Genomic DNA, 26,214 nt, shown 5'->3' with positions numbered 1-26,214 from the left:
AATACTTATCACGACTCCATTTATTCTAGAGCAATTAGAGCTATTACCTTAACGCTAGCTACTAAAATAACATCGGTAACAAGATGAGATAGCCATCAAAAGACCAAGTTATTCAGCATTTAGGCGTTATCATCTACCGGTACCATCTATCGTTATCATCTGCCAGTATTGTCTCTGTTATAACGTTCAATGTGAACGCCACAACACCTGATGACTAACCCGTAAAATAGCTCATATAACGCTAGTTTTCCATTACATCTGAATATCAGACACCCTGTATCTAAGCGCCCTAACGATCCTAATAAGGATAATAATAAGAGGGATTGCGCCATTTACGATAACTATACAGAACATCGCCCATAGTTATCTTAGTTAATGATTAACAAAAAATCTAGTCTTTTCTGTCGACTCATCCAGCAGATTTTGTAAAATCTTATCGTGTTAACCGTTATTTAAGACATAAATATGAGGCAAGAGAACCACTCACACAAAAAAGCCTACTAATTATCTAGTAGGCTTTTTTGAAGTAAATTTACGGTTAACATCAATTATTTTTTTCTTCGATAAGCTCTTTTATACTGTCGCTGTTCTCTTTTGCTACCGCTGCACTTTTACCCTTGCTATTATCTTTTGGTGCTGCTGCAGTTTTAGCATTGCTATTGGAGTTTTTATTCGCCGAGCCTGTATTTTGATTCTTATTATTGGCATTTGCACTATCAGGATTAGCATTATTACTGTTGCCGTTATTAGCACTAGCAGCCGGCGGCTTAGGAGTAGCAACCACTGGTGGTTTCTTCGGTGCATTGGTATCGGTATTCTTGGGTGCTGAAGTAGTCGCACCTTGCTCTTCTGTGCCGACAATACGCTCTTCATTGACAGATAAGGTCTCAGAGGTATCGACGGACTGGCGAATGCTCTCAGCATTGGCAGCGTCTTGAGCATTACGATTGGCAGTATTGCTTGCTGCTTGGTCAGTGTTGTTATTGGTTTGCTGACGAACCGGTACTTCTCGTTTGGTTGGTCGTAAATTTACCGAACGCGTGCGTTTAGCGCTTAAGTCTTTGACAGGGTCAGGACGTTCATAATTATCGATAATACTGACGTAGCGATTAATCTCTTCAGGCAATACTCGTACATTAGCAGGCAGCTTAAAGTCTATTAGCTTGGCAGCCCCGACCGCTTCTTGTGGACTGCTCATCAGCCCATAAGTCAGCATATAACGTACTTGCTCGTTATCATCAAGATAGCGGAAGTACGCAAACTTGTTACGATCTTCACGACCTTCTAAGTAACTAGCAATCACATCATTTTCAGCGACATTCATCACCTGTACGGTCCATTTGCCTTTGTTGGCCAGCAAATAACGCTTATCTTTAAATTCATCAGGATAGCTACGCAAATCACGAACGGTGGCATCAAAACTTATCGGCTGCACATCGGTATCAAGCTCATGCAATGATTCGATTTTTAATGGTTGTTCAAGCTCAGTGCTCAACGTTTTCGGCGCTGATATTGGGGCGTTTTCTATTTTGGCACCCATCGCTGGTGTTTGACTAAACATCCAAACTAAAGCGGTAAACACGCCCAGCAGCAAGGTCGCTATCAGCCAAATCAATGCTTGACGGCGATAGGATTGGCTAGCGGTGCGAGTCGTTGAGCGGGTTGCTGCCATGGGAGTGTCCTTGGTAAAGATGTACTTAGAATATATACTTAGCGCTCATAAAAAACACAGTCAAATAAAAACAAGACCAAACTGCCTAATTTGAATGCCCATTTGCCAGCAGCTATTTATAAGATGCTTTCTGCCGTACCTTGCGAGTGATTTTTTGCCAACACCTCAGTCAGTAGCTGCGCATCAAAATCACTGGTTAAGACTGCCTTACCTAATGATTTTAACAAAATAAGGCGAATTTGTCCCTGTTTCACTTTTTTATCATGACCCATCAAGCCTAAAGCCGTCTGTAGCTCTATAGGCGGCGGATTGATTGGTAAATTGGCCAAGGACAATACGCGTTTAACACGGGCGACTTCATCGCAAGTTAACCAGCCAATTTTTTGCGATAGCTCAGCAGCTTGCACCATACCAACAGCGACCGCCTCACCATGCAGCCAGTTACCGTAGCCTTCATGCGTTTCAATCACATGACCAAATGTATGACCAAAGTTTAATAACGCCCGTACGCCTGATTCTCTTTCATCTTGGGCGACGATATGGGCTTTATATTCACAGCAGCGTTTCACCGCCTCGCCAAGTACCGCCAAATCTAATGCCATCATCGCAGGTAGATTCTGCTCAAGCCATGTCAAAAAATCCACATCCATAATGAGGGCGTATTTAATAACTTCAGCCAATCCTGCTGATAACTCTCGCGCTGGTAAGGTTTTGAGCGTACTCATATCAGCCAATACCATTTGCGGCTGCCAAAATGCCCCAATCATATTTTTACCTTGCGGATGATTGATACCCGTTTTGCCACCAACGCTTGAATCCACTTGTGACAGTAATGTAGTGGGGATTTGAATAAAATTTACACCGCGCATAAAGCTCGCCGCCGCAAAACCTGTCATATCGCCAACCACACCGCCACCAAGCGCGATAAGGGTGACATCACGATTAAAGTGCGCCGCCATTAGCGCATCATAAATTTGGTTAATACTGGTCTGATTTTTGTATTGCTCGCCATCTGGCAGTATACAAACCTTAACGGTAAATTGTTCTTCTAATAGTTGCTGTAGGGCTTCTAAATATAAGGGTGCAACCGTCTCATTAGTGACGATCAATACTTGCTGGCCCACAATATATGGAACAATTTGGCTTGCCATACTCTTGTTGTCTATGGCTGTTTTTTCAGTAATGACGATTGGATAATCATGACTTTGCGTATGTACTGTCAAGTCAGCATGAAACGGTGGCGTTGCCATGAAAATCTCCTTAAGCCTTACAATTAAAAGTTAAATAAATAGGTATTCGATAATATTTATCACATCAACCATTTTTTGACATCAATCTTTTTTAGGTTCTGAAGTAACAGACGTAGAGGCGCAAAATGTGTTGAGCTGCTGTAGTAATTGATTGACCATATGTCGTGGATAAGTATGTCCCGTCGGCATGATAATATGCGCCACCTGCCGATATAATGGGTCGCGAGCGCTATATAAGTCTTGCAATATTTTTCTGGGATTCGGCTGCTGTAACAGAGGTCGCGACTTGTCTTTGGCAGTACGAGCCATTTGTACATCAACTGGAGCATTAAGGTAAATAACGATACCGCGCTGCTTTAGAAACTCACGATTTTCAGCTGCCATTACTGCGCCGCCACCAGTCGCTAAGACAATTTGCGTTTGCTGGGTCAATTCATCTATTGCTCGTGTTTCACGTTCACGAAAGCCTGCTTCGCCCTCTTTAGCGAATATCCAAGCAATATCAGCGCCCGTTTGCGACTCAACATACCAATCACTGTCTACAAACGTGCGCCCTAATTGCTTTGCCAGTAATCTGCCAATTGTGGTCTTCCCTGCTCCCATCGGCCCTACTAAAAATACCGACGGTAATTCCTCAACCATAGTACTCACTCAGCTAAATTAGGTATGATACAACGTCATTGATATTCTGGCTAGTAATGAGCGATGATTATTGTTAGTAAAATCTCTGTAACCATAGAAGTGGTAATCATCACAACCATAAAAAAAGCAAGCGCTATGGCTTGCTTTTTCGGACTGAAAACCAATTAAAGGCTTATTAATCTAAGCGACTAATGCCATCATTGATCAGTTTTGGCGTGATAAATATCAGCAGCTCTTCTTTAGAGGTGCTACGCACGTCTTTGCGGAAGGCGCGACCAATATAAGGCAAATCGCCTAAGAAAGGTACCTTATCGACACCATTGCTGGTACGGTTCTTAAAGACGCCGCCCAATACAATCGTTTGACCATCTTCGACAATCACGTTGGTTGAAATAGAGTCTTCGGCGATAGCAACCTGATTGTTAATAATGGTAGGTGTGCCATTCGTAATCAGCAACTGCAAACCAATCTTACCATCTGGGGTAATGTTCGGCGTGGCTTCCAAACTTAATGCTGCTTCTTTAAAGCTGGTGGTAGTAGCACCACTGGCCGATGCTTCTTGATAAGGAATCTGCGTACCAGAGGATACTTTTGCGGTTTGTTTATCAGCCGTCAAAATCTTTGGCGTAGAAATCACTTCACCACGATTGTCTGCTTGCATGGCTGACAACTCAAGATCCAGCATAAAATCAGAGATACCAAGTAGACCAAAAGCAATACGGCCAGCTGGATTATCAACACCCAAGTCGACGTTTAAGTTGTCAGGACGGCTGATATCGTATTTAGGATAAGAAACCGTTTGTCCATTGACCGTCGTTGTCTCTACATCAAAATCTTTTAAATCCCATAAGGTTTGATTGCTACCACCAACCAGCAAGTTTCGGTTATTGGCTGCGCCGTTTGACAAGATACCCCAACGGACGCCGATCTCTTTACTAAAGCTGTCAGTCGCACTAACGATACGTGCTTCAATCATGACCTGACGGACAGGAATGTCGATTTTGCCAATTAACTTATGAATATTTTCAATACTGGCTGCCACATCTTTAACGATTAAGGTATTGGTACGCTCATCGACCGTTACCGTACCACGATTAGACAATAAGGTATTGCTGTCATTTGCGTTGCCTGTACTACTGCTGCCAGAAGAGCCGCCGCTACCTTGAGAGATAAGCGTCAAAACATCTGCTGCTTTTGCATAGCTTAGACGAATATATTCAGTGCGTAGTGGTGCATAAGACTCAACGGCTTGCTGTGCTTCAAGGTCTTGAGCTTCTTGCTGCGCAAGCTCAGTAGAGGGCGCAACCAAAATCACATTACCATTTTCGCGCTTGCCCAGATTTTTACTCTTGAGAATAATATCAAGCGCTTGATCCCAAGGTACATTAATAAGGCGCAAGGTGATATTACCAGCGACCGAATCACTAGCAACGATGTTCATCTCTGTAAATTGTGCCAAAATATCTAATACACTACGAATTTCGACGTCTTGAAACTCCATAGATAACGCTTCACCCGTATAAACTTTTTCTTCAAGCGTTGGTTCGCGTAGTAGCTCTGGCTTTCTGATACCAATATTTAACTGATTACCTGACTGATAGGCTTGATATTCATAATCTTCTTTCATATTAATGGTGATGACACCATTTTGACCTTGGTTTTTAGTATCAATACTATCAACCAGACCGCTATTAATATTCAAGCGGCGTAATAGATTTCTAGGCACGGTACTTCCAGTCAAGCGTACGACCAGTTTATTACCTTGGCGCTGAACATCTACTGGAATCGCTTCATTGGCAAGGGCAATACTTACATTGCCGCCGCCATCATTCCCTGCTGAAAAATTAACAGCGCTTAGTCCGTCATAACTATATTGCTTGCTAACTTGTGAGGCCGCAAGCTGTGGACTTAACAAGGGGTTGACTCGTACTACCATAGTGTCAGCAGGCACTTGGGTTTTTGTTACGGTCGGCTTAATAGGAGCAACTGCTACGCTATTGCTCTCTACGATTGGGGTGACAATCGCAGTAGTGGTGATAGCAGCATTGCCATTAAGCACATCTTTTACAGGATCGTTGGTCATCACTTGGCTAACCACGGGAGCAATCACGGCACGATTAGGATCAGTAATAGTCAGCAATAACTCATTGCCATCAATAGCCGTGGTATAGTTGCCAGCTTGTTTTAGGCCAACAATAAGACGCGTGGTACTATCGCTGTTCAGCGTAGTGACGTCATTGATTATACCGATATTATATTCATTAAAGCGACTGGCAAGCCCATTTTGCACCTGTTCAAAATCCAACACCAAACGGCTTGGATTATCTAACTGGTAAGCGGCAGGTAATACTGGCGCGCCTGCAAATCCCAAACGCATTTGCGTCACAGCTGGGGCAGTCTGCACGACAGAGACATTATTGATGCGCTGTTCGGCATAGGCACTGCTACTTATTGCTACCATACTCATTGCCAATGCTGAGATGGCAAAAGTAGAAGATACGCGCTTGCTCATCGTCATTACCTTGTTATTGCGTACTGTCATTATTTATTCCTCAAAAAATCTGCCGACTTAGCTTATAGGGGACACTAGTGACTGGGGTTTTTCAACAAACCCAGCACGGCTGTCTGGCACAATTTCAATCAAGTTAATCTGGGTCGGCGTGATTTCAACAATACGGCCGTCATTTATTCCAAGATAATTACCGACTCTAACGCTCGCAACCGAACCATCAGGACGCTGTACTAAAGCGTATTGCTGACCTTCGGGTGAAATAACGACACCACGAAAGACCAGTTGCGATAGCTCGTATTGCTCAAGCGGTTCTTTGACTCGGGTTATGTCAGGGCGCACGCTATCAATAGAGGTCGTCGGACCTTGTACATTCACTAAACTTGGTGGCAAAAATGGGCTACGCTGTGCACTGGCGCTATAGACAAAATCTTCTACCAGCTCAGCCTTAGGCGGTGGCTCAATCGGCTGTGCTGGCTGGTTGCGAACATCAGCCATCGCCTGCTCTGCCAAACCAATACGATCAGTACAACCAGTCATAGATAAAACTGCAGTGCTTAAAATCAGTAGCATGGGTAGTTTTTGGCTAGTCATTAGTTGCCTCCTGCAGCATCAGTAGGAGCCGCTTCTTTTGAGCGATAAGTTTTGGTTTGTAGTACCAAATTAAGCTCCGGTAAAACATCCAAGGTCGGCTGTGGATTACTGACTTCAAAATCGTGCATGGTGATAATGCGCGGTAAAGCGGCCAAACCACTGATAAAGCTACCAAACTGATGGTATTCACCCAACGCAGCGATACGAATAGGCTGCTCAATGAAGAATTCATTTTCAATTTCAGGCTCTACTGAAATATCTTGGAAACGTATATTACTACCCACGCCCGTCATATTGATACCCTCTACTAATTCTGATACGCGAGTATCTTTTGGTAGCTGGTCGAGTAAGGTATTAAACTCAGTTTCCATCTGAATAACTTGTGCTTGATACGCCTTTAGATGGCGCGCACGTGATTCTTTTTCACGGTAGCTATCAAGTAAAGTTTGCTGTTGACTTTCAGCCGCGGTAATTTCGTCGATTTTACTGCTAATTGGTAGCGCCCATGACAGAGCAGCGATCAAAGCAATGATAAATCCAATAACTGTGATTTTTACAGGAAGTGGCCAACTGCCATAGTTTTCAGCATCCAATGACTCAAAACTGCGTCGAAACTCATTTAAATCAAATTGCTTCTTTGATTTTAAAGCCGTCTTTTTGGTTTTAATAAGCGTTTTTTTACGGGTCAGCTTCATAACTCACCTCCAGGTCCAGTAGTGCCATCTACAGGTGCAGCTGTCTCCGACTGTACTTTAGTCGTTACCACAAACTGTACATAACTGTCTTCAGGATAAATAGGACGCGGTTGTTCACCAGTGATGACCGTGGTTTCTAAAGTAGGCGCAGCTTGATAAGCCGTGATATTTTGCTGGATATTACTAACGGCTGAATTACCCATCCACTTACTATTATCAAGATTACGAATCAAACTTGATACGATGTTTGGATTGTCTGCAAGACCTGTCAACGTCAGCACATCACCTTCACGCTTTAAATTATTTAAATAAAGTGCTGGAGGAATGGCTTTGGCAAGATCATCCCATAAACGCACAGGCACAGGGCGTCGACCTTGTAAGTCTTGGATAACCTGCATACGTGAGATAATATCTTCACGGCGCTGCTCCAAGCTATCAATTTCTACTAAAGCTTTATCTAAGAGCGCATTTTCTTGCTCAATCAGCGCATTGGCATCCAACTGTTCTTCGAGTTCATTGTTAAAATAACTCCAAGAAGCGAATGCAGCGAGCAAAGTAAGCAAAGTCACTGCCACCACCAAAGTGATAAATTCTTTATTGCGGCGTGCGCGCTCTTCTTGCCGCCAGGGCAATAAGTTAATACGAGCCATTAGTCAAAGCTCCTTAACGCTAGACCGCAAGCGGCCATTAAGCTTGGTGCATCAATCGCCAGCTGCTCATTATCGATATGCGGAGCAATAGTCATATTGATAAACGGATTTGCTATGCTAACAGGCACGCCCAATCTCTGTTGGGCCATACCAGCGAGACCAGTAATAGAGCTACTGCCACCAGCAAGTACCACATGATCAATACTGCTATATTGGCTTGAGGAGAAGTAAAATTGCAACGAACGAGTAATTTGTTGAATAGTATTTTCTATAAATGGGGTCAATACATCAGGATAGTAATCATCAGGTAAAGTGCGCTCACGTTTACTAATAGTGGCTTCTTCAGCCGATAGTCCATAACGGTTCTGTATCGCCTCAGTTAGTTGGCTTCCACCAAATAGCTGCTCTCGGCTATAAATAAACTCACCGTTTTTAGCAACATATAAAGTCGTTTGATTGTGCCCAATATCGACTAAAGCCACCAAATCTGGTAGATTTGGTAAACTGTCTGCCATCAAACCAAAAGCACGTTCGATCGCATGAGACTCAATATCCATGACTTTAGTTTGTAGACCGCCAAACGTTAAGGCGTCAACCCTTTGGTCGACGTTTTCCGAGCGAGAAGCGGCGAGTAGCACTTGCACCATGTCGTCGTTTATAAGAGACGGACCTAATACCTCAAAATCCAAATTAACATCTTCTAATGGATAAGGCACATATTGATCAGCATCCAGACGAATTTGAGCTTCGCGCTCCACGTCATTGAGCACCATGTCCATATCGATGATTTTAGTAATCACCGCTGACCCTGAGACTGCGGTTGCAGCGCTGCTACCCGAAGCTTGGCAACGTCGAGCCAAGCTTGCTATGGCATTTCCTACAGTCTCAGTGTCTATAATGAGTTTGTCGATGACTACGCCTTCTGGTAGTATTTCAGTACCATAAGATTTTAGATGAAAAACGCCTTGTTGGCGCTGTATGTCGACCAACTTCACTGAGGTGGTACAAATATCCACGCCAATTAAATGTCGACTCTTAGAAGTAAATAGCCTCACAAACTCTATACCTTATATTAAGTGTACAATCTGATAGTTATTTGTAATAATTTAGTACAATACTTTACTTAACAGACATGTTCAAGTATTTAAATTGCCTATCAAAGATAACTTACACATTTATTATTACTTGCCTATTTTGTTCAAGGTATAATGCTGTACCTGTTGCAAATTTTAATTGATAAGTCTGATTATGACCAAAAAAAATGCTACCGTTCGTCTCATTCACTTTTTGGTGGGGCTTTTCATCGCTTGTTTAGCGTTAGCGGTTATATTGGCGCTTGCCGTACCTATTGGATTTTATGGTATGGCGATGTATTTATCGCCGACGTTGCCCAGTACTCAAGAGATTAAAACGGCAAATTTAGAGATGCCATTACAGATATATAGTAGTGATGACAAGTTAATTGGGCAGTATGGCAATCGCCTATCACTACCCATTACCTTTGACGAGATACCGGAAGATTTGACCCACGCTTTTTTGGCAGCAGAAGATGCCTCATTTTTCCAGCATAGTGGTATCAGCATTAAAGGGCTTGGTCGTGCCGTTACTGAAGTAGTGACTGACGATGACAGCCAAACTGGCGGCTCAACCATCACCATGCAGGTGGCCAAAAACTATTTTTTAAGCTCAGAACGTACCTTAAATCGCAAGCTGACAGAGTTATTTCTAGCTCGTAAAATTGAAGACGAGCTGAGTAAAAACGATATCCTCACCCTTTATGTCAACAAAATTTATTTAGGAGAAGGCGCTTACGGTATTCGCGCCGCTGCTAAAAAATATTATAGTAAATCACTAGAAAGCCTCACCATTGCCGAAATGGCCATGCTAGCAGGGTTGCCAAAAGCGCCTTCTAAATATAATCCGGTGGCCAACCCTAGTCGCGCGCTCACGCGGCGTAACTGGATTATCGGACGCATGCATGAATTGGGCTATATTAATAAAGCCCAACATGACGAAGCTATCAACGCCCCAATCGGCATTAACCTTTATCAAGAAAAACTTGATGTTAATATGCCTTATTTGGCAGAAATGACACGTTCTGCGTTGGTTGACCGCTATGGTGAGCAAGTCATGCATGGCGGCTGGCGTGTACGCCTTACCGTTGATAGTAAAGCACAGACAGATGCCGAGGCTTCCGTACTAACAGGATTGGTCGCTTATGAGCATCGCCATGGTTGGCGTGGCGCTGAAGCAAATGATGAACCCCTTGAAAACTTCCGCCGTTATAGCAATATGTCGCCTGCTAAAGTCACTAAGGTTAATTCCCGTAGTTTTGAGGCGACAATGCCTTCAGGTGAAAGTATTACGGTCAACTGGTCTGGTATGAGTTGGGCGCGCAAATATATTTCTGCCGATCGTATTGGTTACTTTCCTAGTAATGCCAGCCAAATTGTCAGTAAAAACGACATCATTCGCCTGATACCAACCGCTAATGGTGGTTGGCAGTTGGGACAAATACCTAAGGTACAAGGTAGCTTGGTCTCTTTAAATCCTGAAACGGGTGCCGTTCGAGCACTGATTGGTGGCTTTGATTTTAACCATAGTAAATTCAATCGTGCCCTTCAAGGCTGGCGCCAACCGGGTTCAACCATTAAACCACTTGTTTACACTGCGGCGCTAGAAAAAGGCTATCGTCCAGATAGTATTGTCTCCGATCGTCCGATTCAAGTAGGTGACTGGAAACCTAAAAATTCTGATGGTCGTTTTTTAGGTGATATTACCTTACGCCGCGGACTATATTTATCACGTAACTTAGTTTCTATTCGCTTACTGCAAGCGATTGGAATCTCTGATGTGCGCAATCTATTGGATGAATTTGGACTGGATAAAGAAAAGCTGCCAACCACTTTGTCTCTGGCTTTAGGCGCTGGTCAGGCCACCCCATTACAAATGGCAACAGCTTACGCCACCTTTGCCAATGGCGGTCACCGCGTTCAGCCTTATTTTATCGAACAAATTTATAACTATAATAACAAACTCCTCTTTCAAGCCAATCCTCAGCAAGCTTGTGCCTTATGTTTCAATGATCAGCTTGACGAGGTTAATAAAAAACTCCTCGAAGATTATGAATTGAAAAAAGAAAACGATAGTAATGCAGTTGATTCTAGTGATGAAAAAGCGCGCTCTAAAGCTAACTCTTCAAATGAAAATCCAGATAGTGATATAGACGTAGAGAATGGTGACAATACGTCCAAAGCTAGTAAAGAGATGGATCTAAGCATTTATGATGCTAGCCCAGAATCGGATCGTCTAAAAGCGCCTGTTATACAGTACGTACGTGCTGAGCAAGCGCCGCGTATTTTAAAACCAAGGGTGGCTTTTGAGATGGCAGATATCTTACGCGATGTGGTACAGCGTGGTACAGCCTTTAAAGCAAAATCTTTGGGACGTGATGACATTGGTGGCAAGACTGGTACTACCAACGAGGCAAAAGATGCTTGGTTCGCAGGATTCCATCCTACTAACGCAACAGTGGTATGGATGGGGTTTGACCAACCCTCAACGTTGGGTCGACGTGAGTATGGTGGTGTAGCAGCATTACCCGTATGGATGGACTTTATGAAAGCCCAATTAAAAGACACACCTCATCAGTGGGTCTCTATTAATAACCGAGCTAAGTCCAAAAAACAAAAGCAAAGTATTATAGAGATGATAGATGAAGGGGTTACCGATCTTGAAGACGAAGATGCCGATATAGGCAAATCAGAAAAGCCCGTCAAGACCACCACACAACAACGTCAACCACCTACTCCTAAGCCTGTCGAAATGCCGGAGAGTACACCGGTAGCAAAACCTACTAATAACAGTAGTGCTAATAGTAACAGTCCAACGCAGAAACCAAAACCGTTAGCGCCCACGCCTGTGGAACGTATGCCAACGATGCCAGAATAAATATACCACTGACAATATAGACTCATACCTTAAACAAAAGGCTTGTTCAGTATTTACTGAGCAAGCCTTTTTGTTTGTCCTCTTAAAACTCTACCATACCAGCACGCAGCTGTTCTATCAGCTCCACAAACTGCTGGCGCCATTCACGTATTGTTGCATCATCCGGCAACCATTGATTCGATAATGTAACGACATTTACAATAAGATCGGGCGACTCTGTTGCACCCCTATTTGCCTGTTCATCGATTATAGGATCAGATACTACGGCATATAAACAGCGCTGGTAAGCGTGCTCTATATTTGCTAAAAACCCTTGTTGTTTTAGCTGCTGTAAGCGCTGCACTTCCGGCGATACTTGGGTACGCTCACTGAGCGCCGCTTCAATATCTGACAGCGTTGGTGCCGCCAACGTTATATTATAAAAATGACCAAGCTCTTGTATAAAAGCTAAGAAAGTACCGTATAAGTGGAAAATAGCCGTTTCACAATGCGCTTGATAGTGCTGCTTATCGTTAGTACTTGCCGCAGCTTGACAGGCCAGACGACAAAAATATAGCTTTTGATTGGTACGGTCAGCTTGGTATTTAGCAACGCGAGTCTTACCAGCCATGCGCCTATCCTTTTTAATTATTAATGATAATGAGCTATTATCCAAACAGCCATGACTGTTTTATAAAGCTACTTTATTGCAGTGTACTATTTTCTTAAGTAACTTCCTAAGAAAATAACCCGTTATGCTTCACTTTCTTAAAGGCGCAAAAAAGCCAGCAACATGGCTGGCTTTTTATTTATAAAAACAATTGAACGTTATTTAAATTAATGATTACCTTGATTAAGCTCTTGAGCAAACGCTTCATCGAAGCTAGCAAAATCTTTGCTATCTGTACTGGCTGTCATATCAAACGCTGCATTCAAATCTTTATCATGCAGTTTTTGCTCCGCTTTTTCTTTACGGGCTTTATGATAAGCAAGACCAGTACCAGCAGGAATCAAGCGACCAACCACTACGTTTTCTTTGAGACCACGTAGCTCATCGACTTTACCAATAACCGCAGCAGCCGTTAGGACACGTGTGGTCTCTTGGAAAGAAGCCGCCGAGATAAAGCTTTCAGTTGCAAGGCTGGCTTTGGTGATACCAAGTAATTGACGCTCATACTGTACTGGGAATTTATCTTCCGCAACCAGCTTCGCATTCAACGCTTTAATATCAGCATACTCTACCTGATCGCCTTTGAAGTGGCTTGAATCGCCGCCGTCGGTAATTTCAACTTTACGCAACATCTGACGAATAATGACTTCGATGTGTTTGTCGTTGATTTTTACACCTTGCAAGCGATATACATCCTGTACTTCGTTGACGATATAGTCAGCAAGCGCGGTTTGTCCTTTTAGACGTAAGATATCGTGCGGGTTTTGTGGACCATCAGCGATAACTTCACCACGTGCAACCGTCTCGTTTTCAAAGACGTTGATTTGACGCCATTTCGGGATCAGCTCTTCATGAATCTCGCCATCTTCATTGGTAATGATGAAGCGATTTTTACCTTTGGTCTCTTTACCGAAGCTCACGACACCAGTCATCTCAGCCATGATAGCGTGATCTTTTGGACGACGTGCTTCGAATAAATCAGCAACGCGTGGTAGACCACCGGTAATATCTTTAGTACCTGATGATGCTTGTGGTACACGGCCTAAGATCGAACCTGCTGCTACTTTTTCACCATCGCTCACGCGAATAATGGTTTCAGCTGGTAAGAAGTAAACCACTTCTTTACCTTCGTCCGTGTTCAAGATAATCGCAGGACGTAAGTCTTTTGCTGAGCTTGAACGGTCACGAGTGGCTAGAATCTCAAATGAGCTCATACCAGTCGCATCATCAACCTTCACAGTCGCAGTCAAGCCATCAGTAATGTCACTGAAGCGTGCTGTACCGGCGAATTCTGTGATAATAGGATGCGTGTGCGGATCCCATTTAGCGATGGTTTGACCACCTTCAACCTGATCTTCGTTTTTCACGAGTACGCTTGAACCATAAGGTACTTTATAGCGCTCACGCTCACGGCCAAGCTCATCAGTCAATGCGATTTCAGCTGAACGCGATACGATAACCAAATGACCATCGGTATGTTGAACCGTTTTCATGTTTTCGAAATGCGCTTGACCAGCACTACGTACAGAGATGCTATTGTCCACAGATGCTGAGCTTGCGGCCCCGCCCACGTGGAAAGTACGCATCGTTAACTGAGTACCCGGCTCACCGATAGACTGCGCTGCCATAACACCGACTGACTCGCCGATATTAACTTGATGACCACGAGCAAGGTCACGACCATAGCACTGTGCACAAACGCCATGTTCGATATCACAAGTAATGACCGAACGTACCCAGATATCATCAATTGCATTGTTATCAAGGACGTTAACCCAATGCTCATCGATTAAGGTACCAGCTGGAATCAGAATTTTTGATTCGTCATCGTTATAAGATACGTCACGTGCCGTCACACGGCCAAGCACTAATTCACCTAGCTTCTCAATGATTTCACCACCTTGGATATGTGGTTTCATGAGCAAGCCTTGCTCAGTACCACAGTCTTTGCTAGTAATAACTAAATCTTGTGCCACATCAACCAAACGACGAGTCAAGTAACCTGAGTTAGCGGTTTTTAGTGCCGTATCAGCTAGACCTTTACGCGCACCGTGAGTTGAAATGAAGTACTGTAATACGGTCAAACCTTCACGGAAGTTGGCTTTAATTGGTGTTTCGATAATTGAACCATCCGGTTTAGCCATCAAACCACGCATACCCGCCAACTGACGAATCTGTGCCGCACTACCACGAGCACCAGAATCTGACATGATAAAGATAGAGTTAAATGACTTCTGCTCTTCTTCTTCACCTTGCGCATTGATTACTTTATCTGTAGCCAAGTTATCCATCATCGCTTTAGCGACTTTGTCATTGGTACGTGACCAGATATCAACCACTTTATTATAACGTTCACCAGCCGTTACGAAGCCTTGCTCAAATTGGTCTTCAATTTCGCGAACTTCGGCTTCAGCTACTTCAATGATTTGTTTTTTCAGTGGTGGGATGACCATGTCATCAATACCAATAGACACGCCAGATAGTGTTGCTTGAGCAAAACCAAGATACATCAATTGGTCAGCAAACATAACACTTTCTTTGACGCCTACTTTACGATAGCAAGAGTTGATCAATTTAGAAATATTTTTCTTCGTCATCTCTTCGTTACATTCATCAAACGACATACCTTTAGGCATGATGTTCCAAATCAGTAAGCGACCAGCTACGGTGTCTTGTAACTTGATTTCTTTAGTCTCATTACCATCGTCATCGATATGCGTTTCAGTCACACGGACTTTAATCTTAGCGTTCACATGTAAATCGTTTGAGCCAATCGCACGCAATGCTTCATTGACGGTGGCAAAAATCATGCCTTCGCCTTTGGCGTTGACCGATGAACGGCTGATGTAATACAAGCCCAATACCACATCTTGTGATGGTACGATGATTGGCTCACCGTTCGCAGGGGACAAGATATTGTTGGTAGACATCATTAGTGCGCGTGATTCAAGCTGAGCTTCTAGGGTCAATGGCACGTGGACCGCCATTTGGTCACCATCAAAGTCAGCGTTGAATGCAGTACAAACCAGTGGATGCAACTGGATTGCTTTACCTTCAATCAATACTGGCTCAAATGCTTGTAGACCCAAACGGTGAAGCGTTGGTGCACGGTTAAGTAGTACTGGATGCTCACGGATAACCATGGCCAGCATGTCCCAAACTTGCGGCTCTTCACGCTCTACCATTTTCTTAGCAGCTTTAATCGTTGTTGCTAAGCCATGAGATAATAATTTGTTATAAGTAAATGGCTTGAATAGCTCAAGTGCCATTTTCTTCGGTAAACCGCACTGATGCAGACGTAGGGTTGGGCCAACAACGATGACCGAACGACCAGAATAGTCAACACGCTTACCAAGTAAGTTTTGACGGAAACGACCTTGCTTACCTTTGATCATATCAGCCAAAGATTTCAATGGACGCTTATTACTACCCGTAATCGCACGACCGCGACGACCGTTATCTAGCAAGGCATCTACTGATTCTTGCAACATACGTTTTTCGTTACGTACGATGATATCAGGCGCACTCAGCTCAAGCAGACGCTTTAGACGGTTGTTACGGTTAATCACGCGACGATATAAATCGTTTAGATCTGATGTCGCAAAACGACCACCTTCTAGCGGCACTAATGGGCGCAAATCTGGTGGTAGTACTGGCAAGATGGTCATGACCATCCATTCAGGCTTGTTATGCGAATCACGGAAAGCTTCTAATAACTTAAGACGCTTAGACATCTTTTTAAGCTTAGTTTCAGAGCCTGTTTGTGGAATCGCTTCACGCAACTCATCAATCTCAATATCTAAATCGATATCTTTTAATAGGTCTTGAATCGCTTCTGCACCCATCTTGGCAACGAACTCATCACCAAATTCTTCAAGGGCTTTATAGTAATCCTCATCATCAAGCAATTGATACTTCTCTAAAGAAGTAAGACCAGGCTCAGTAACGATATAGCTTTCAAAATATAGGACGCGTTCGATATCACGAAGCGTCATGTCTAGCAATAGACCGATGCGGCTTGGTAATGATTTTAAGAACCAAATATGCGCAACAGGACTCGCTAGGTCGATATGACCCATACGATCGCGACGAACTTTAGCCGTGGTAACTTCGACACCACATTTTTCACAGATAACGCCTTGGAATTTACGGCGTTTGTATTTACCACACAGACATTCAAAATCTTTTACTGGACCAAAAATTTTGGCACAAAAAAGACCATCACGTTCAGGTTTAAAGGTACGGTAGTTAATCGTTTCAGGTTTTTTAACTTCACCATGTGACCATGACTTAATAACGTCAGGCGATGCTAAGGTAATTTGAATGCTATCAAACTCTTGATTACCGTTGCCGGTAGGGCTTTGCATGATATCGAGTAAATCTTTCAAGTTGCTTCTCCGTTATCTTTATAGTCATCTGACAGCGTATTATGAGCGCGGTTGAGATGAATGAAGGCAATGAATAGGGTTGAGACAAATCACTAAAAGCAGCAGCAATGAGCATACTGCCTTTAGTTGACAACTAAGTTAAACAACGGATTTAGTTGCTTTGTTTTAACTCAATATTGATACCCAGTGATTTGATTTCTTTGGTCAGTACGTTAAACGATTCAGGCATACCTGGATCCATATATTGCTCACCATCGACGATGTTTTTGTACATACGCGTACGACCTTCAACGTCATCCGATTTCACAGTCAGCATCTCTTGCAAGGTATAAGTCGCGCCATAAGCTTCTAATGCCCAGACTTCCATCTCACCGAAACGCTGACCACCAAACTGAGCTTTACCGCCCAATGGCTGCTGCGTTACTAGCGAGTATGAACCAGTCGAACGCGCATGCATCTTGTCATCGACCAAATGGTTCAATTTGAGCATATACATATAGCCGACCGTAACTTTACGATCAAACTTCTGACCAGTACGACCATCATATAATGTCTGCTGACCATCGCGTTCCATACCAGCAAGCTCAAGTAAGTCTTTGACTTGATGCTCATGTGCACCATCAAATACTGCCGTACCCATCGGTACACCGTCACGCAAGTTATCTGCTAGCGCCATGATGTCATCATCAGTTAAGCTATCAAGATCGACTTGCTCGCCGCCCACTTTGTTATAGATTTGGTCTAGGAAATCACGTAAATCTTTTATCGCAGCTTGGGCTTTGAGCATACCATCAATTTTTTCGCCGAGGCCTTTCGCCGCCATACCTAAATGCGTCTCTAGTACCTGACCGATATTCATACGCGATGGTACACCAAGCGGGTTCAATACGATGTCGACCGTATTACCATGCTCGTCATAAGGCATGTCTTCAACTGGCATAATGCGTGAGACAACCCCTTTGTTACCATGACGACCAGCCATTTTGTCACCAGGCTGGATACGACGCTTAACCGCTAGATAAACCTTAACGATTTTTTGCACGCCATGTTGCAAGTCGTCACCTGCCGTCAGTTTACGTTTTTTCTCAGCAAATTTCACATCGATATCTTTTTGCTTATCGACTAAGTACTCTGCAATTTGCGTCAAACGTTCAGAGATTTCTTCTTCAACTGGCTGAATATCAAGTAAAGTCTCAAGGCTCATATCTTTCATATCAGCCAATGCCATTACTGTACCGGCTTTTAGTCCAGAACCACCACTGACTTTTTGACCATCTAATAGATTACCAATACGGCCGCGTGCTGCTGCTTCAAAGATACGGAGCTCTTCTTTTAAATCTTTACGATAGCTGTCAAGTTGTGACTTTTCAATAGCACGTGCGCGCGCATCTTTTTCGACACCGTCACGGGTAAAGACTTGTACGTCAATAACCGTACCCTTGCTTGATGTTGGTACACGTAAAGACGTGTCTTTCACATCAGCCGCTTTTTCACCAAAGATAGCCCGCAGTAATTTCTCTTCTGGCGTTAGTTGTGTCTCACCTTTAGGCGTGACTTTACCAACTAAGATATCACCCGCATCGACTTCAGCACCGATATAAACGATACCGGCTTCATCAAGACTTGATAGAGCCGCTTCACCAACGTTTGGAATATCAGCAGTGATCTCTTCTGTACCGAGCTTGGTATCACGCGCCACACAGGTCAGTTCTTGAATATGAATCGTGGTAAAACGATCTTCTTTCACTACTTTTTCAGATAACAAGATTGAATCTTCGAAGTTGTAACCATTCCACGGCATAAATGCGATGCGGATATTCTGACCTAATGCAAGCTCACCAAGATCCGTTGACGGACCATCGGCTAAGATGTCACCTAAAGCAATAGCATCACCTTGGTTAACAATAATACGTTGGTTGATACAAGTATTTTGGTTCGAACGGGTGTATTTAACTAAGTTATAGATATCAATACCGGCTTCACCAGCAATCATCTCTTCTTCATTCACACGAACAACGATACGCGACGCATCAACGTCTTCGATCACACCGCCACGCTTAGCGATCACACAAACACCTGAGTCACGCGCAACGTGACGTTCCATACCTGTGCCTACTAACGGCTTATCAGCACGTAGCGTAGGAACTGCCTGACGTTGCATGTTCGAACCCATCAAGGCACGGTTAGCATCATCATGCTCTAGGAATGGAATTAAGCCTGCTGCGACCGATACAACCTGACTTGGCGACACATCCATGTGCGTCACTTTTTCTGGTGGCATACGGACAAATTCACCATAGCTACGAACACTGACCATCTCATCAGACAACGCGCCATCAGCGGTCACTGGTGAATCAGCCTGTGCAATGACTGTACCTACTTCTTCAATCGCTGATAGATACTCAATGATGTCTGTTACTTTACCATCAACTACACGGCGATAAGGTGTTTCTAAGAAACCAAAGCTATTGGTCTTAGCAAATGTCGCTAGTGAGTTAATCAAACCAATGTTTGGACCTTCAGGAGTCTCAATCGGACATACGCGACCATAATGGGTGTCATGGACGTCACGTACTTCAAAACCAGCACGTTCACGAGTCAAACCACCGGGTCCTAATGCTGACACACGGCGTTTATGCGTCACTTCAGACAATGGATTGTTCTGATCCATAAACTGTGACAACTGACTTGAACCAAAGAACTCTTTAACCGCAGCCGCAACTGGCTTAGAGTTAATCAAATCTTGTGGTGATAAGTTATCAGATTCAGCTGAGCTTAAACGCTCTTTGACCGCACGCTCAACACGCACTAGACCAACACGGAATTGGTTTTCTGCCATTTCGCCTACTGAACGAATACGGCGGTTACCTAAGTGGTCAATATCATCTACTTCACCGCGGCCGTTACGAATCTCAATCAGCTCTTTTAATACGTTGACGATATCAGCATTGGTTAGAACACTGCGTTCACGCTGAATGTCAGCGTCATCAGTATCTACAAAATCAAGACCTAAACGACGGTTAAACTTCATACGACCGACATTTGATAAGTCATAACGATCGGCGTTGAAGAACATGCTATCAAACAGCTTCTCAGCAGTTTCAACCGTTGGTGGCTCACCTGGGCGCATGACTTTATAAATCTCAACCAACGCTTCTTCGCGGCTTGAAGTGCTATCAGCGCGTAACGTATCGGCAATATAACTGCCTTGATCGATATCGTTAGTGAATAAGATACTGAACTCTTTGATAGATTCACTGGCTTCAAACGCGCTCAATTTAACCAATAATTCATGGTCAATAAGGGTGTTTGCTTTAGCGATTACTTCATCATTAACGATGATGTCTTCGGCTAAAATACGCTCATATAAGTATTCATCAGGAATCGAGATTTTCGTCATACCCGCTTCTTCAAGCTGGCGGATACGGCGGGCATTAATACGTTTGCCCTGCTCAACAACCACGTCACCTGCAGGTGTAACGATATCGAACTGTGCCATCTCGCCACGTAAGCGATCCGCAACCAGATCAATCTCGAATTGCTCTTCGCCTTTATAAACTTTCACTTTATCAAAGAATAAATCTAAGATCTCAGAAGTGCTTAAGCCTAAAGCGCGTAGAATAATAGATGCCAGTAATTTACGACGACGGTCAATACGAGCAAAAACTAAGTCTTTCGCATCGAATTCAAAGTCAAGCCATGAACCACGGTAAGGAATAATACGCGCGTTATAAAGCACTTTACCACTTGAATGCGACTTACCTTTATCGTGGTCAAAGAACACACCCGGTGAGCGATGTAGCTGAGAGACGATAACACGCTCAGTACCATTAATAATAAAGGTACCGTTAGCGGTCATCAATGGCATCTCGCCCATGTAAACGCTTTGCTCACGGATATCTTTAATGGCCGCTTTGCTGTCTTTATCTTTGCTGTCTTTGTCTTTGATAATTAAGCGAATTTTGACACGCATAGGCGCAGCAAAGGTTGAGCCACGTAAAATACATTCACGCTCATCAAACTCAGGCGTACCTAAATAGTATTCAACGAATTGTAGCTCTGCGTTACCAGAGTGACTCTCAATTGGGAAAATAGAGGAATACGCAGCTTGCAAACCAGTATTCTCACGAGCTTTTGGCTTTTTGTGCTCTTGCAAAAATTGCTCATAAGAATCTACTTGAATAGACAGTAAATAGGGAATGTCCATCACAGTGGGCAATTCAGCAAAACTTTTGCGAATACGCTTTTTTTCAGTATAAGAATATGCCATCGAGAGTCCTTACAGTAAACGTGGAAACAAATTAAAAGCGTGGCCAGCGTGCATAAATACTATGCAAACTTAGCAACGTAAACGATAATATAAAACGGGTGTTCGTGTTCAAACTAAATCTTTGTATCAATTACTACTTTGCCAATCAGTGCTACTTATTTAGCACATTTCATTTAATCTTGTCATAACTATCTAAGTCAGTATATATGACCATTCAAACCGGAAAATTCAATATTATATTGTTTGTAATATGTCACCCTTGAGGTTTAAACTACAAATATTATTGCGCAGAGATAACTTCTGTTGGCACTTTATTTAAACCATTTGCCATTTAAATAGCTTGTTATGTAAACAATCTGCTATCAAAACCTAATATCGTCGCTGATGTCTACCGTCTATGAGACTATACAGTGACAGTAAAACCATACCAGATAACTTGTTCAACCGTTTTCAGATTAATAATAACTGGGATAACTATAAATTTAGATAACTATAAATTTTAGAATCAGTAAAGTTCAGAATCAGTATAAACTATAGTGTTAATAGGAAAGCATGCAGACACAAAAAAATGCCAAACATCTCTAGACGTTTAGCTCATATTAACTGATTTCAATAACTGGCATGTGTGCTTGCATGTATATCGTCTGTCCTTTTGATGGGTATCCACCGTGTTGTTGCTTACGACTGTTGGCAGACACAAAAGGTCAAGCTACGAATTATAATAAAAAAAAGCTGGCAATGCAAGGCATTACCAGCTTTTTTTGTACAATACTAAGATAAGCGAGGCTTATTTTAGTTCAACAGTTGCACCAGCTTCTTCAAGTTTCTTTTTCAACTCTTCAGCTTCAGCTTTGTTAACGCCTTCTTTGATTGGAGCTGGAGCGCTTTCAACCAAATCTTTCGCTTCTTTCAGGCCAAGACCAGTAGCTTCACGTACGGCTTTAATTACGCCAACTTTCTTCTCGCCAAAGCTGGCAAGAACTACGTCAAACTCGTCTTTTTCTTCAGCAGCAGCAGCAGCAGGGCCAGCAGCAGCAGGTGCAGCAGCAACAGCAGCTGTTACGCCGAATTTTTCTTCCATAGCGCTGATTAATTCAACGATATCCATTACTGACATTTCAGCGATTGCGTTTAACACATCATCTTTAGATAGTGCCATGAGAACTCTCCGTTATCTGATAAAAATTAATTGATTTTAATATCGCTTCGATTGCTTGCCAAGTTTTCAAATAGTTATGACAATAAAGTGCAATCGGCGATGTCAAAGTTACGTTAAAACAAGCAATTATGCCGCTTCTTTTGCGTCTTTGATTGCTGCTACCGTGCGAACAAGCTTACTAGGAACAGCGTTCATAGTCTGGACAAGCTTGGTCACTGGTGCATTCATAGTAGCCATCAAGATAGAGATTGCTTCGTCGCGAGTTGGTAGCTTCGATACGCGCTCTAGCTCTTCTGGACCATAAACAACACCACCAACTGATACCAATTTGGTCTCTAAAGCTTTGTGATCTTGACTGAAGTCATAAATGACTCGAGCTGCAGATCCCAAATCTTCCATAGAGAAAGCCAAAAGTAATGGACCAGTCATACGGTCTGACATGCTCTCAAACTTAGTGCCTTCAAACGCACGTTTTGCTAGGGTATTTTTTACCACTTTCAAAACGACGCCTTTTTCACGGGCTTGTTCGCGCAGCTTAGTAAGCTTTGCAACACCAATACCATGATATTCGGCAGCTACTGCTGAGTAAGCATTAGCAGCAACTTCAGACACTTCAGCCACAACTTGTTGTTTTTGCTCTAGCGTTAATGCCATAAGTTGACTCCTTTAATCTAATCAATCATCCTGTAATCTACATCACAAACTAAGATTGACTTGATACGATACGTTATTTATAAAGGCTATCGAAATAGTCTTTACTTATAACGACTGATTACGGCACCGTTATCAGAATGACATCAAGTGATAGCCTAGCGCTTATATTAATTAATAATAAAAGTACTAGTCTATCGGCTCTTATCAACAACTGGGTGGGCCACCGTCTGCGTAGGACAATTAAGATTTTCATCTGTCATCGATTAAAAAAAGCAGCTTATTTTTATTAATAACAACTCAAAAGAGTCATACTTAATTTCGCTAAACTGCTCTCTACCTACGGTCTTAGACAGCATAGCGTTTGCTACGCTGACCTAATTTTTACAAATAGTTTGTACCTTTATTCAAAATACTTGAATATTAAGTACGTATTATTTCGCTGTGCGATATGGAACTGGATCAATACTTAGACCAGGACCCATTGTGCTAGACAAAGTAATTTTCTTGATGAAAATACCTTTAGAAGTAGCAGGCTTAGCACGTCTTAAATCTGCAATCAGTGCTTCAGCATTCTGTATTACTTGCTCAGCAGTAAAACCAATTTGACCGATAGTCGTGTGGATAATACCAGCTTTGTCTACACGGTACTGTGCTTGACCGGCTTTAGCGTTAGTAACAGCTTCAGCAACGTTAGGCGTAACTGTACCGACTTTAGGGTTAGGCATTAAACCACGTGGGCCTAGGATAGTACCTAGTTGACCAACAACACGCATTGCATCAGGAGCAGCAATAACGATATCAAAGTCCATGTTACCGGCTTTGATTGATTCTGCTAGGTCTTCAAAACCAACGATGTCAGCACCCGCTTCTTTAGCGGCTTCAGCAGCAGCGCCTTGAGCGAATACAGCAACGCGTTTGGTTTTACCAGTACCAGCAGGTAGATTGGTAGCGCCACGAACTACTTGATCAGATTTACGTGGGTCAACGCCCAAGTTTACTGCGATATCAATAGACTCTTTGAATTTTAGAGGTGGCAAATCATTTAGGATTTGAACCGCTTCTTCGATAGTGTATTGTTTTTCGTGCTCAATACGGCTATTGATTTCTTTTTGACGTTTGGTTAGCTTAGACATTATACACCCTCCACGGTAATACCCATTGAACGAGCGGTACCAGCGATGGTACGGACAGCAGCATCAAGACCAGCAGCAGTTAAATCTGCATCTTTAGTCTTAACGATCTCTTCTAATTGCGCACGATCAACTTTACCGACTTTAGCGGTATTTGGTGTACCAGAACCTTTAGCAACACCTGCAGCCTTACGTAATAAATACGCAGCTGGTGGTGATTTCATGATGAAGGTAAAAGACTTATCGCTGTATACAGTGATCTCAGTAGGAATCGGTAGGCCCGGCTCTTGATTTGAGGTCGCAGCGTTAAATTCTTTACAGAACGCCATGATGTTCACGCCTTTTTGACCCAATGCTGGACCAATCGGTGGTGAAGGATTTGCTTTGCCTGCAGGGACTTGTAGTTTGATGTAACCATCAATCTTCTTAGCCATGATTTTCTCCTAAATGGGTAGTAGCGCCAAATCAACATTGTATATGTATACGCAATTGACTAACAGCTCCCCGGTTGATGATTTTTTTTGCTGGTTTAGTCTAGCTTCTCAACTTTACTAAACTCAAGCTCAACCTGAGTCGGTCGATTAAATACGTTAACGGTTAAATGTAGCTTAGACTTCTCATAATCCACTTTTTCAACCAACCCTTTAAAGTCAGTAAATGGACCATCGATAACCAACAATTCTTCGCCCGGCTCAAATAGCGTTTTAGGACGTGGGTCAGTTTCAGTTTGATTAAGACGATTTAAAATGCGATCGGCTTCTACTTGCGTAATCGGTGCTGGCGTTTCGGGTGTACCACCGATAAAGCCCATAATACGTGGGCAGTCTTTAACGATGTGCCAAGTATTATCGTTCATTTCCATCTGGATTAAAACATATCCCGGAAAGAACTTACGCTCACTTTTACGTTTTTTGCCGTCTTTCATTTCGACGACTTCTTCAGTAGGAACTAATACATCACCGAATGATTCAGCGAATTCACTACGGTTAATACGATCAGTTAATGAACGCTGTACTTGTTTTTCATATCCTGAAAACGCTTGGACAATATACCAACGCATATCACGCTCCTAATCGTTATAAGTAAGTCATTAAAGTTAAGTCGTTAGCCGTAAATTTTGGATTAACGGTCGCTAATACGCGTCATTAACCAATAAATATGCCAACGAACCAAGTAAAAAAGTTATCCAACAACCAAACTATAAAACCAACAATCGCAATCATGACAATCGTTTGCCAGGTGTATTGAAAGGTTTCGTCTTTGCCTGGCCATGTAACGCGGCGTAGTTCTACAGCAGCGTCTTTCAATAAAGTTTTAAAGGCACGGCCTTGATTAGTCAATGCCAGACATAGCAGTGCAAATACAAAAAGCGCAACGATAATACCAATACGTACCCAAAGATCATTGGCAGGTTGCCAATAGCCGGGTAGATATTGATTGACTAAGGTTGCACCAATTAAAACGGCTGCGGCAAGTAGCCACAAGATCACATCTTTTATTGAGCCCGTCTTAGCAACTTCAACAGCAGAGGTGTTAACCGCTGAGATGTGCTTATCTTTAGACAGCATTCCACCAGCAATTGCCTTGGCATCAGATAACTTATTCTCGAGGTTATCTTGATTATTGCTCATAAAGAACTCACTTCGGAGATGATGGGGTATGACAAAGATGTGATAAGAAGATGGCAGGCGATGTAGGACTCGAACCTACAACCCTCGGTTTTGGAGACCGATGCTCTACCAATTGAGCCAATCGCCTAGGGGTGTTAAGGCTGATAATTATACAAGGTTTTGATGATAATGCAAGTTTTAAGACGATATTTTATCCGATTAATTCAATGAATGATTTTTTTAGCCATAAATATCAGGAATATCAGGGATCTCAGAAATAATTCTACAATTAATAGCCGTTTTCGTTGCAACTGTTTAGCTGTTTAACTGTTTAACTGTTTAACTGTTTAGACAATAAATTAATTCATTTAACGCTTTAGCCACAAAAAAA

18 protein-coding genes and 1 tRNA gene are annotated in these 26,214 nt (G+C 42.8%); 1 reads left to right on the top strand and 18 read right to left on the bottom strand.

Features of this window, described 5'->3' with window-relative positions:
* Nucleotides 1–544: 544 nt before the first annotated feature.
* The 8 genes from CAN34_RS03850 to CAN34_RS03815 form a co-directional block, all read right to left on the bottom strand.
* Nucleotides 545–1,672, bottom strand: a complete 1,128-nt coding sequence (locus tag CAN34_RS03850) for a hypothetical protein (RefSeq protein WP_254423076.1) — start codon at nucleotides 1,670–1,672, stop codon at nucleotides 545–547.
* A gap of 116 nt (nucleotides 1,673–1,788) precedes the next feature.
* Nucleotides 1,789–2,922: a 3-dehydroquinate synthase gene (aroB, locus tag CAN34_RS03845; RefSeq protein ID WP_089554521.1), complete on the bottom strand. Its 1,134-nt coding sequence runs from the start codon at nucleotides 2,920–2,922 to the stop codon at nucleotides 1,789–1,791.
* 81 nt (nucleotides 2,923–3,003) lie between these two features.
* Nucleotides 3,004–3,564: a shikimate kinase AroK gene (gene aroK, locus CAN34_RS03840; protein WP_089554520.1), complete on the bottom strand. Its 561-nt coding sequence runs from the start codon at nucleotides 3,562–3,564 to the stop codon at nucleotides 3,004–3,006.
* Nucleotides 3,565–3,739: 175 nt separating this feature from the next.
* Nucleotides 3,740–6,106 (bottom strand): type IV pilus secretin PilQ, encoded by a 2,367-nt coding sequence (pilQ, locus tag CAN34_RS03835; protein WP_089554519.1) that lies wholly within the window; start codon nucleotides 6,104–6,106, stop codon nucleotides 3,740–3,742.
* Nucleotides 6,107–6,133: 27 nt separating this feature from the next.
* Nucleotides 6,134–6,667, bottom strand: a complete 534-nt coding sequence (locus CAN34_RS03830) for a pilus assembly protein PilP (protein WP_089554518.1) — start codon at nucleotides 6,665–6,667, stop codon at nucleotides 6,134–6,136.
* Nucleotides 6,667–7,362 (bottom strand): type 4a pilus biogenesis protein PilO, encoded by a 696-nt coding sequence (locus CAN34_RS03825; RefSeq protein ID WP_089554517.1) that lies wholly within the window; start codon nucleotides 7,360–7,362, stop codon nucleotides 6,667–6,669. The genes CAN34_RS03830 and CAN34_RS03825 overlap by 1 nt, the downstream gene beginning before the upstream one ends.
* Nucleotides 7,359–8,012 (bottom strand): PilN domain-containing protein, encoded by a 654-nt coding sequence (locus CAN34_RS03820; RefSeq protein ID WP_089554516.1) that lies wholly within the window; start codon nucleotides 8,010–8,012, stop codon nucleotides 7,359–7,361. Before CAN34_RS03820 ends, CAN34_RS03825 begins: the two co-directional genes overlap by 4 nt.
* Nucleotides 8,012–9,067, bottom strand: coding sequence for a pilus assembly protein PilM (locus tag CAN34_RS03815; protein WP_089554515.1), 1,056 nt, complete (start codon nucleotides 9,065–9,067; stop codon nucleotides 8,012–8,014). Before CAN34_RS03815 ends, CAN34_RS03820 begins: the two co-directional genes overlap by 1 nt.
* Nucleotides 9,068–9,260: 193 nt before the next feature.
* Between CAN34_RS03815 and CAN34_RS03810 the strand changes: the two genes are divergently transcribed.
* Entirely contained in the window at nucleotides 9,261–11,963 is a 2,703-nt protein-coding gene (locus CAN34_RS03810) for a penicillin-binding protein 1A (protein ID WP_089554514.1), read from the top strand.
* 82 nt (nucleotides 11,964–12,045) lie between these two features.
* Here the strand turns inward: CAN34_RS03810 and CAN34_RS03805 are convergent, their stop codons facing one another.
* The 10 genes from CAN34_RS03805 to CAN34_RS03760 form a co-directional block, all read right to left on the bottom strand.
* On the bottom strand, nucleotides 12,046–12,573 hold the full coding sequence (locus CAN34_RS03805; protein WP_089554513.1) for a DUF6586 family protein: 528 nt from the start codon (nucleotides 12,571–12,573) through the stop codon (nucleotides 12,046–12,048).
* 206 nt (nucleotides 12,574–12,779) lie between these two features.
* Nucleotides 12,780–17,000 carry a DNA-directed RNA polymerase subunit beta' gene (gene rpoC / locus CAN34_RS03800; RefSeq protein ID WP_089554512.1) on the bottom strand — a complete coding sequence of 1,407 codons (4,221 nt, stop codon included), beginning with the start codon at nucleotides 16,998–17,000 and terminating at the stop codon, nucleotides 12,780–12,782.
* Nucleotides 17,001–17,151: 151 nt separating this feature from the next.
* Complete coding sequence (gene rpoB, locus CAN34_RS03795; RefSeq protein WP_089554511.1) at nucleotides 17,152–21,270, bottom strand: DNA-directed RNA polymerase subunit beta; 4,119 nt, start codon at nucleotides 21,268–21,270, stop codon at nucleotides 17,152–17,154.
* Between the two features lie 787 nt (nucleotides 21,271–22,057).
* Nucleotides 22,058–22,429, bottom strand: coding sequence for a 50S ribosomal protein L7/L12 (rplL, locus tag CAN34_RS03790; RefSeq protein WP_011514491.1), 372 nt, complete (start codon nucleotides 22,427–22,429; stop codon nucleotides 22,058–22,060).
* 126 nt (nucleotides 22,430–22,555) lie between these two features.
* The gene (gene rplJ / locus CAN34_RS03785; protein WP_079692682.1) at nucleotides 22,556–23,083 is read right to left on the bottom strand and encodes a 50S ribosomal protein L10; all 528 of its coding nucleotides are present in this window, start codon (nucleotides 23,081–23,083) and stop codon (nucleotides 22,556–22,558) included.
* A 431-nt stretch (nucleotides 23,084–23,514) separates the two neighbouring features.
* Nucleotides 23,515–24,216, bottom strand: coding sequence for a 50S ribosomal protein L1 (gene rplA / locus CAN34_RS03780; RefSeq protein ID WP_079692683.1), 702 nt, complete (start codon nucleotides 24,214–24,216; stop codon nucleotides 23,515–23,517).
* Nucleotides 24,216–24,647 carry a 50S ribosomal protein L11 gene (gene rplK, locus CAN34_RS03775; RefSeq protein ID WP_079692684.1) on the bottom strand — a complete coding sequence of 144 codons (432 nt, stop codon included), beginning with the start codon at nucleotides 24,645–24,647 and terminating at the stop codon, nucleotides 24,216–24,218. The genes rplA and rplK overlap by 1 nt, the downstream gene beginning before the upstream one ends.
* Before the next feature lie 95 nt (nucleotides 24,648–24,742).
* Nucleotides 24,743–25,273, bottom strand: a complete 531-nt coding sequence (gene nusG, locus CAN34_RS03770; RefSeq protein ID WP_079692685.1) for a transcription termination/antitermination protein NusG — start codon at nucleotides 25,271–25,273, stop codon at nucleotides 24,743–24,745.
* Nucleotides 25,274–25,358: 85 nt separating this feature from the next.
* Nucleotides 25,359–25,844 carry a preprotein translocase subunit SecE gene (secE, locus tag CAN34_RS03765; protein WP_079692686.1) on the bottom strand — a complete coding sequence of 162 codons (486 nt, stop codon included), beginning with the start codon at nucleotides 25,842–25,844 and terminating at the stop codon, nucleotides 25,359–25,361.
* A 51-nt stretch (nucleotides 25,845–25,895) separates the two neighbouring features.
* Nucleotides 25,896–25,971: transfer RNA gene (locus tag CAN34_RS03760), tRNA-Trp, on the bottom strand.
* Nucleotides 25,972–26,214 lie beyond the last annotated feature (243 nt).

The organism is Psychrobacter sp. DAB_AL32B (assembly GCF_002224105.1).
Classification (GTDB): Bacteria; Pseudomonadota; Gammaproteobacteria; order Pseudomonadales; family Moraxellaceae; genus Psychrobacter.
Note: the sequence above shows the minus strand (reverse complement) of the source record. Positions and strands in the feature narration are given on the sequence as shown.

Coding starts and splice junctions, on each gene's coding strand:
- CAN34_RS03850 (WP_254423076.1), bottom strand. CDS start 1,672: ATGGCAGCAACCCGCTCAACGACTCGCACCGCTAGCCAATCCTATCGC.
- aroB (WP_089554521.1), bottom strand. CDS start 2,922: ATGGCAACGCCACCGTTTCATGCTGACTTGACAGTACATACGCAAAGT.
- aroK (WP_089554520.1), bottom strand. CDS start 3,564: ATGGTTGAGGAATTACCGTCGGTATTTTTAGTAGGGCCGATGGGAGCA.
- pilQ (WP_089554519.1), bottom strand. CDS start 6,106: ATGACAGTACGCAATAACAAGGTAATGACGATGAGCAAGCGCGTATCT.
- CAN34_RS03830 (WP_089554518.1), bottom strand. CDS start 6,667: ATGACTAGCCAAAAACTACCCATGCTACTGATTTTAAGCACTGCAGTT.
- CAN34_RS03825 (WP_089554517.1), bottom strand. CDS start 7,362: ATGAAGCTGACCCGTAAAAAAACGCTTATTAAAACCAAAAAGACGGCT.
- CAN34_RS03820 (WP_089554516.1), bottom strand. CDS start 8,012: ATGGCTCGTATTAACTTATTGCCCTGGCGGCAAGAAGAGCGCGCACGC.
- CAN34_RS03810 (WP_089554514.1), top strand. CDS start 9,261: ATGACCAAAAAAAATGCTACCGTTCGTCTCATTCACTTTTTGGTGGGG.
- CAN34_RS03805 (WP_089554513.1), bottom strand. CDS start 12,573: ATGGCTGGTAAGACTCGCGTTGCTAAATACCAAGCTGACCGTACCAAT.
- rpoB (WP_089554511.1), bottom strand. CDS start 21,270: ATGGCATATTCTTATACTGAAAAAAAGCGTATTCGCAAAAGTTTTGCT.
- rplL (WP_011514491.1), bottom strand. CDS start 22,429: ATGGCACTATCTAAAGATGATGTGTTAAACGCAATCGCTGAAATGTCA.
- rplJ (WP_079692682.1), bottom strand. CDS start 23,083: ATGGCATTAACGCTAGAGCAAAAACAACAAGTTGTGGCTGAAGTGTCT.
- rplA (WP_079692683.1), bottom strand. CDS start 24,216: ATGTCTAAGCTAACCAAACGTCAAAAAGAAATCAATAGCCGTATTGAG.
- rplK (WP_079692684.1), bottom strand. CDS start 24,647: ATGGCTAAGAAGATTGATGGTTACATCAAACTACAAGTCCCTGCAGGC.
- nusG (WP_079692685.1), bottom strand. CDS start 25,273: ATGCGTTGGTATATTGTCCAAGCGTTTTCAGGATATGAAAAACAAGTA.
- secE (WP_079692686.1), bottom strand. CDS start 25,844: ATGAGCAATAATCAAGATAACCTCGAGAATAAGTTATCTGATGCCAAG.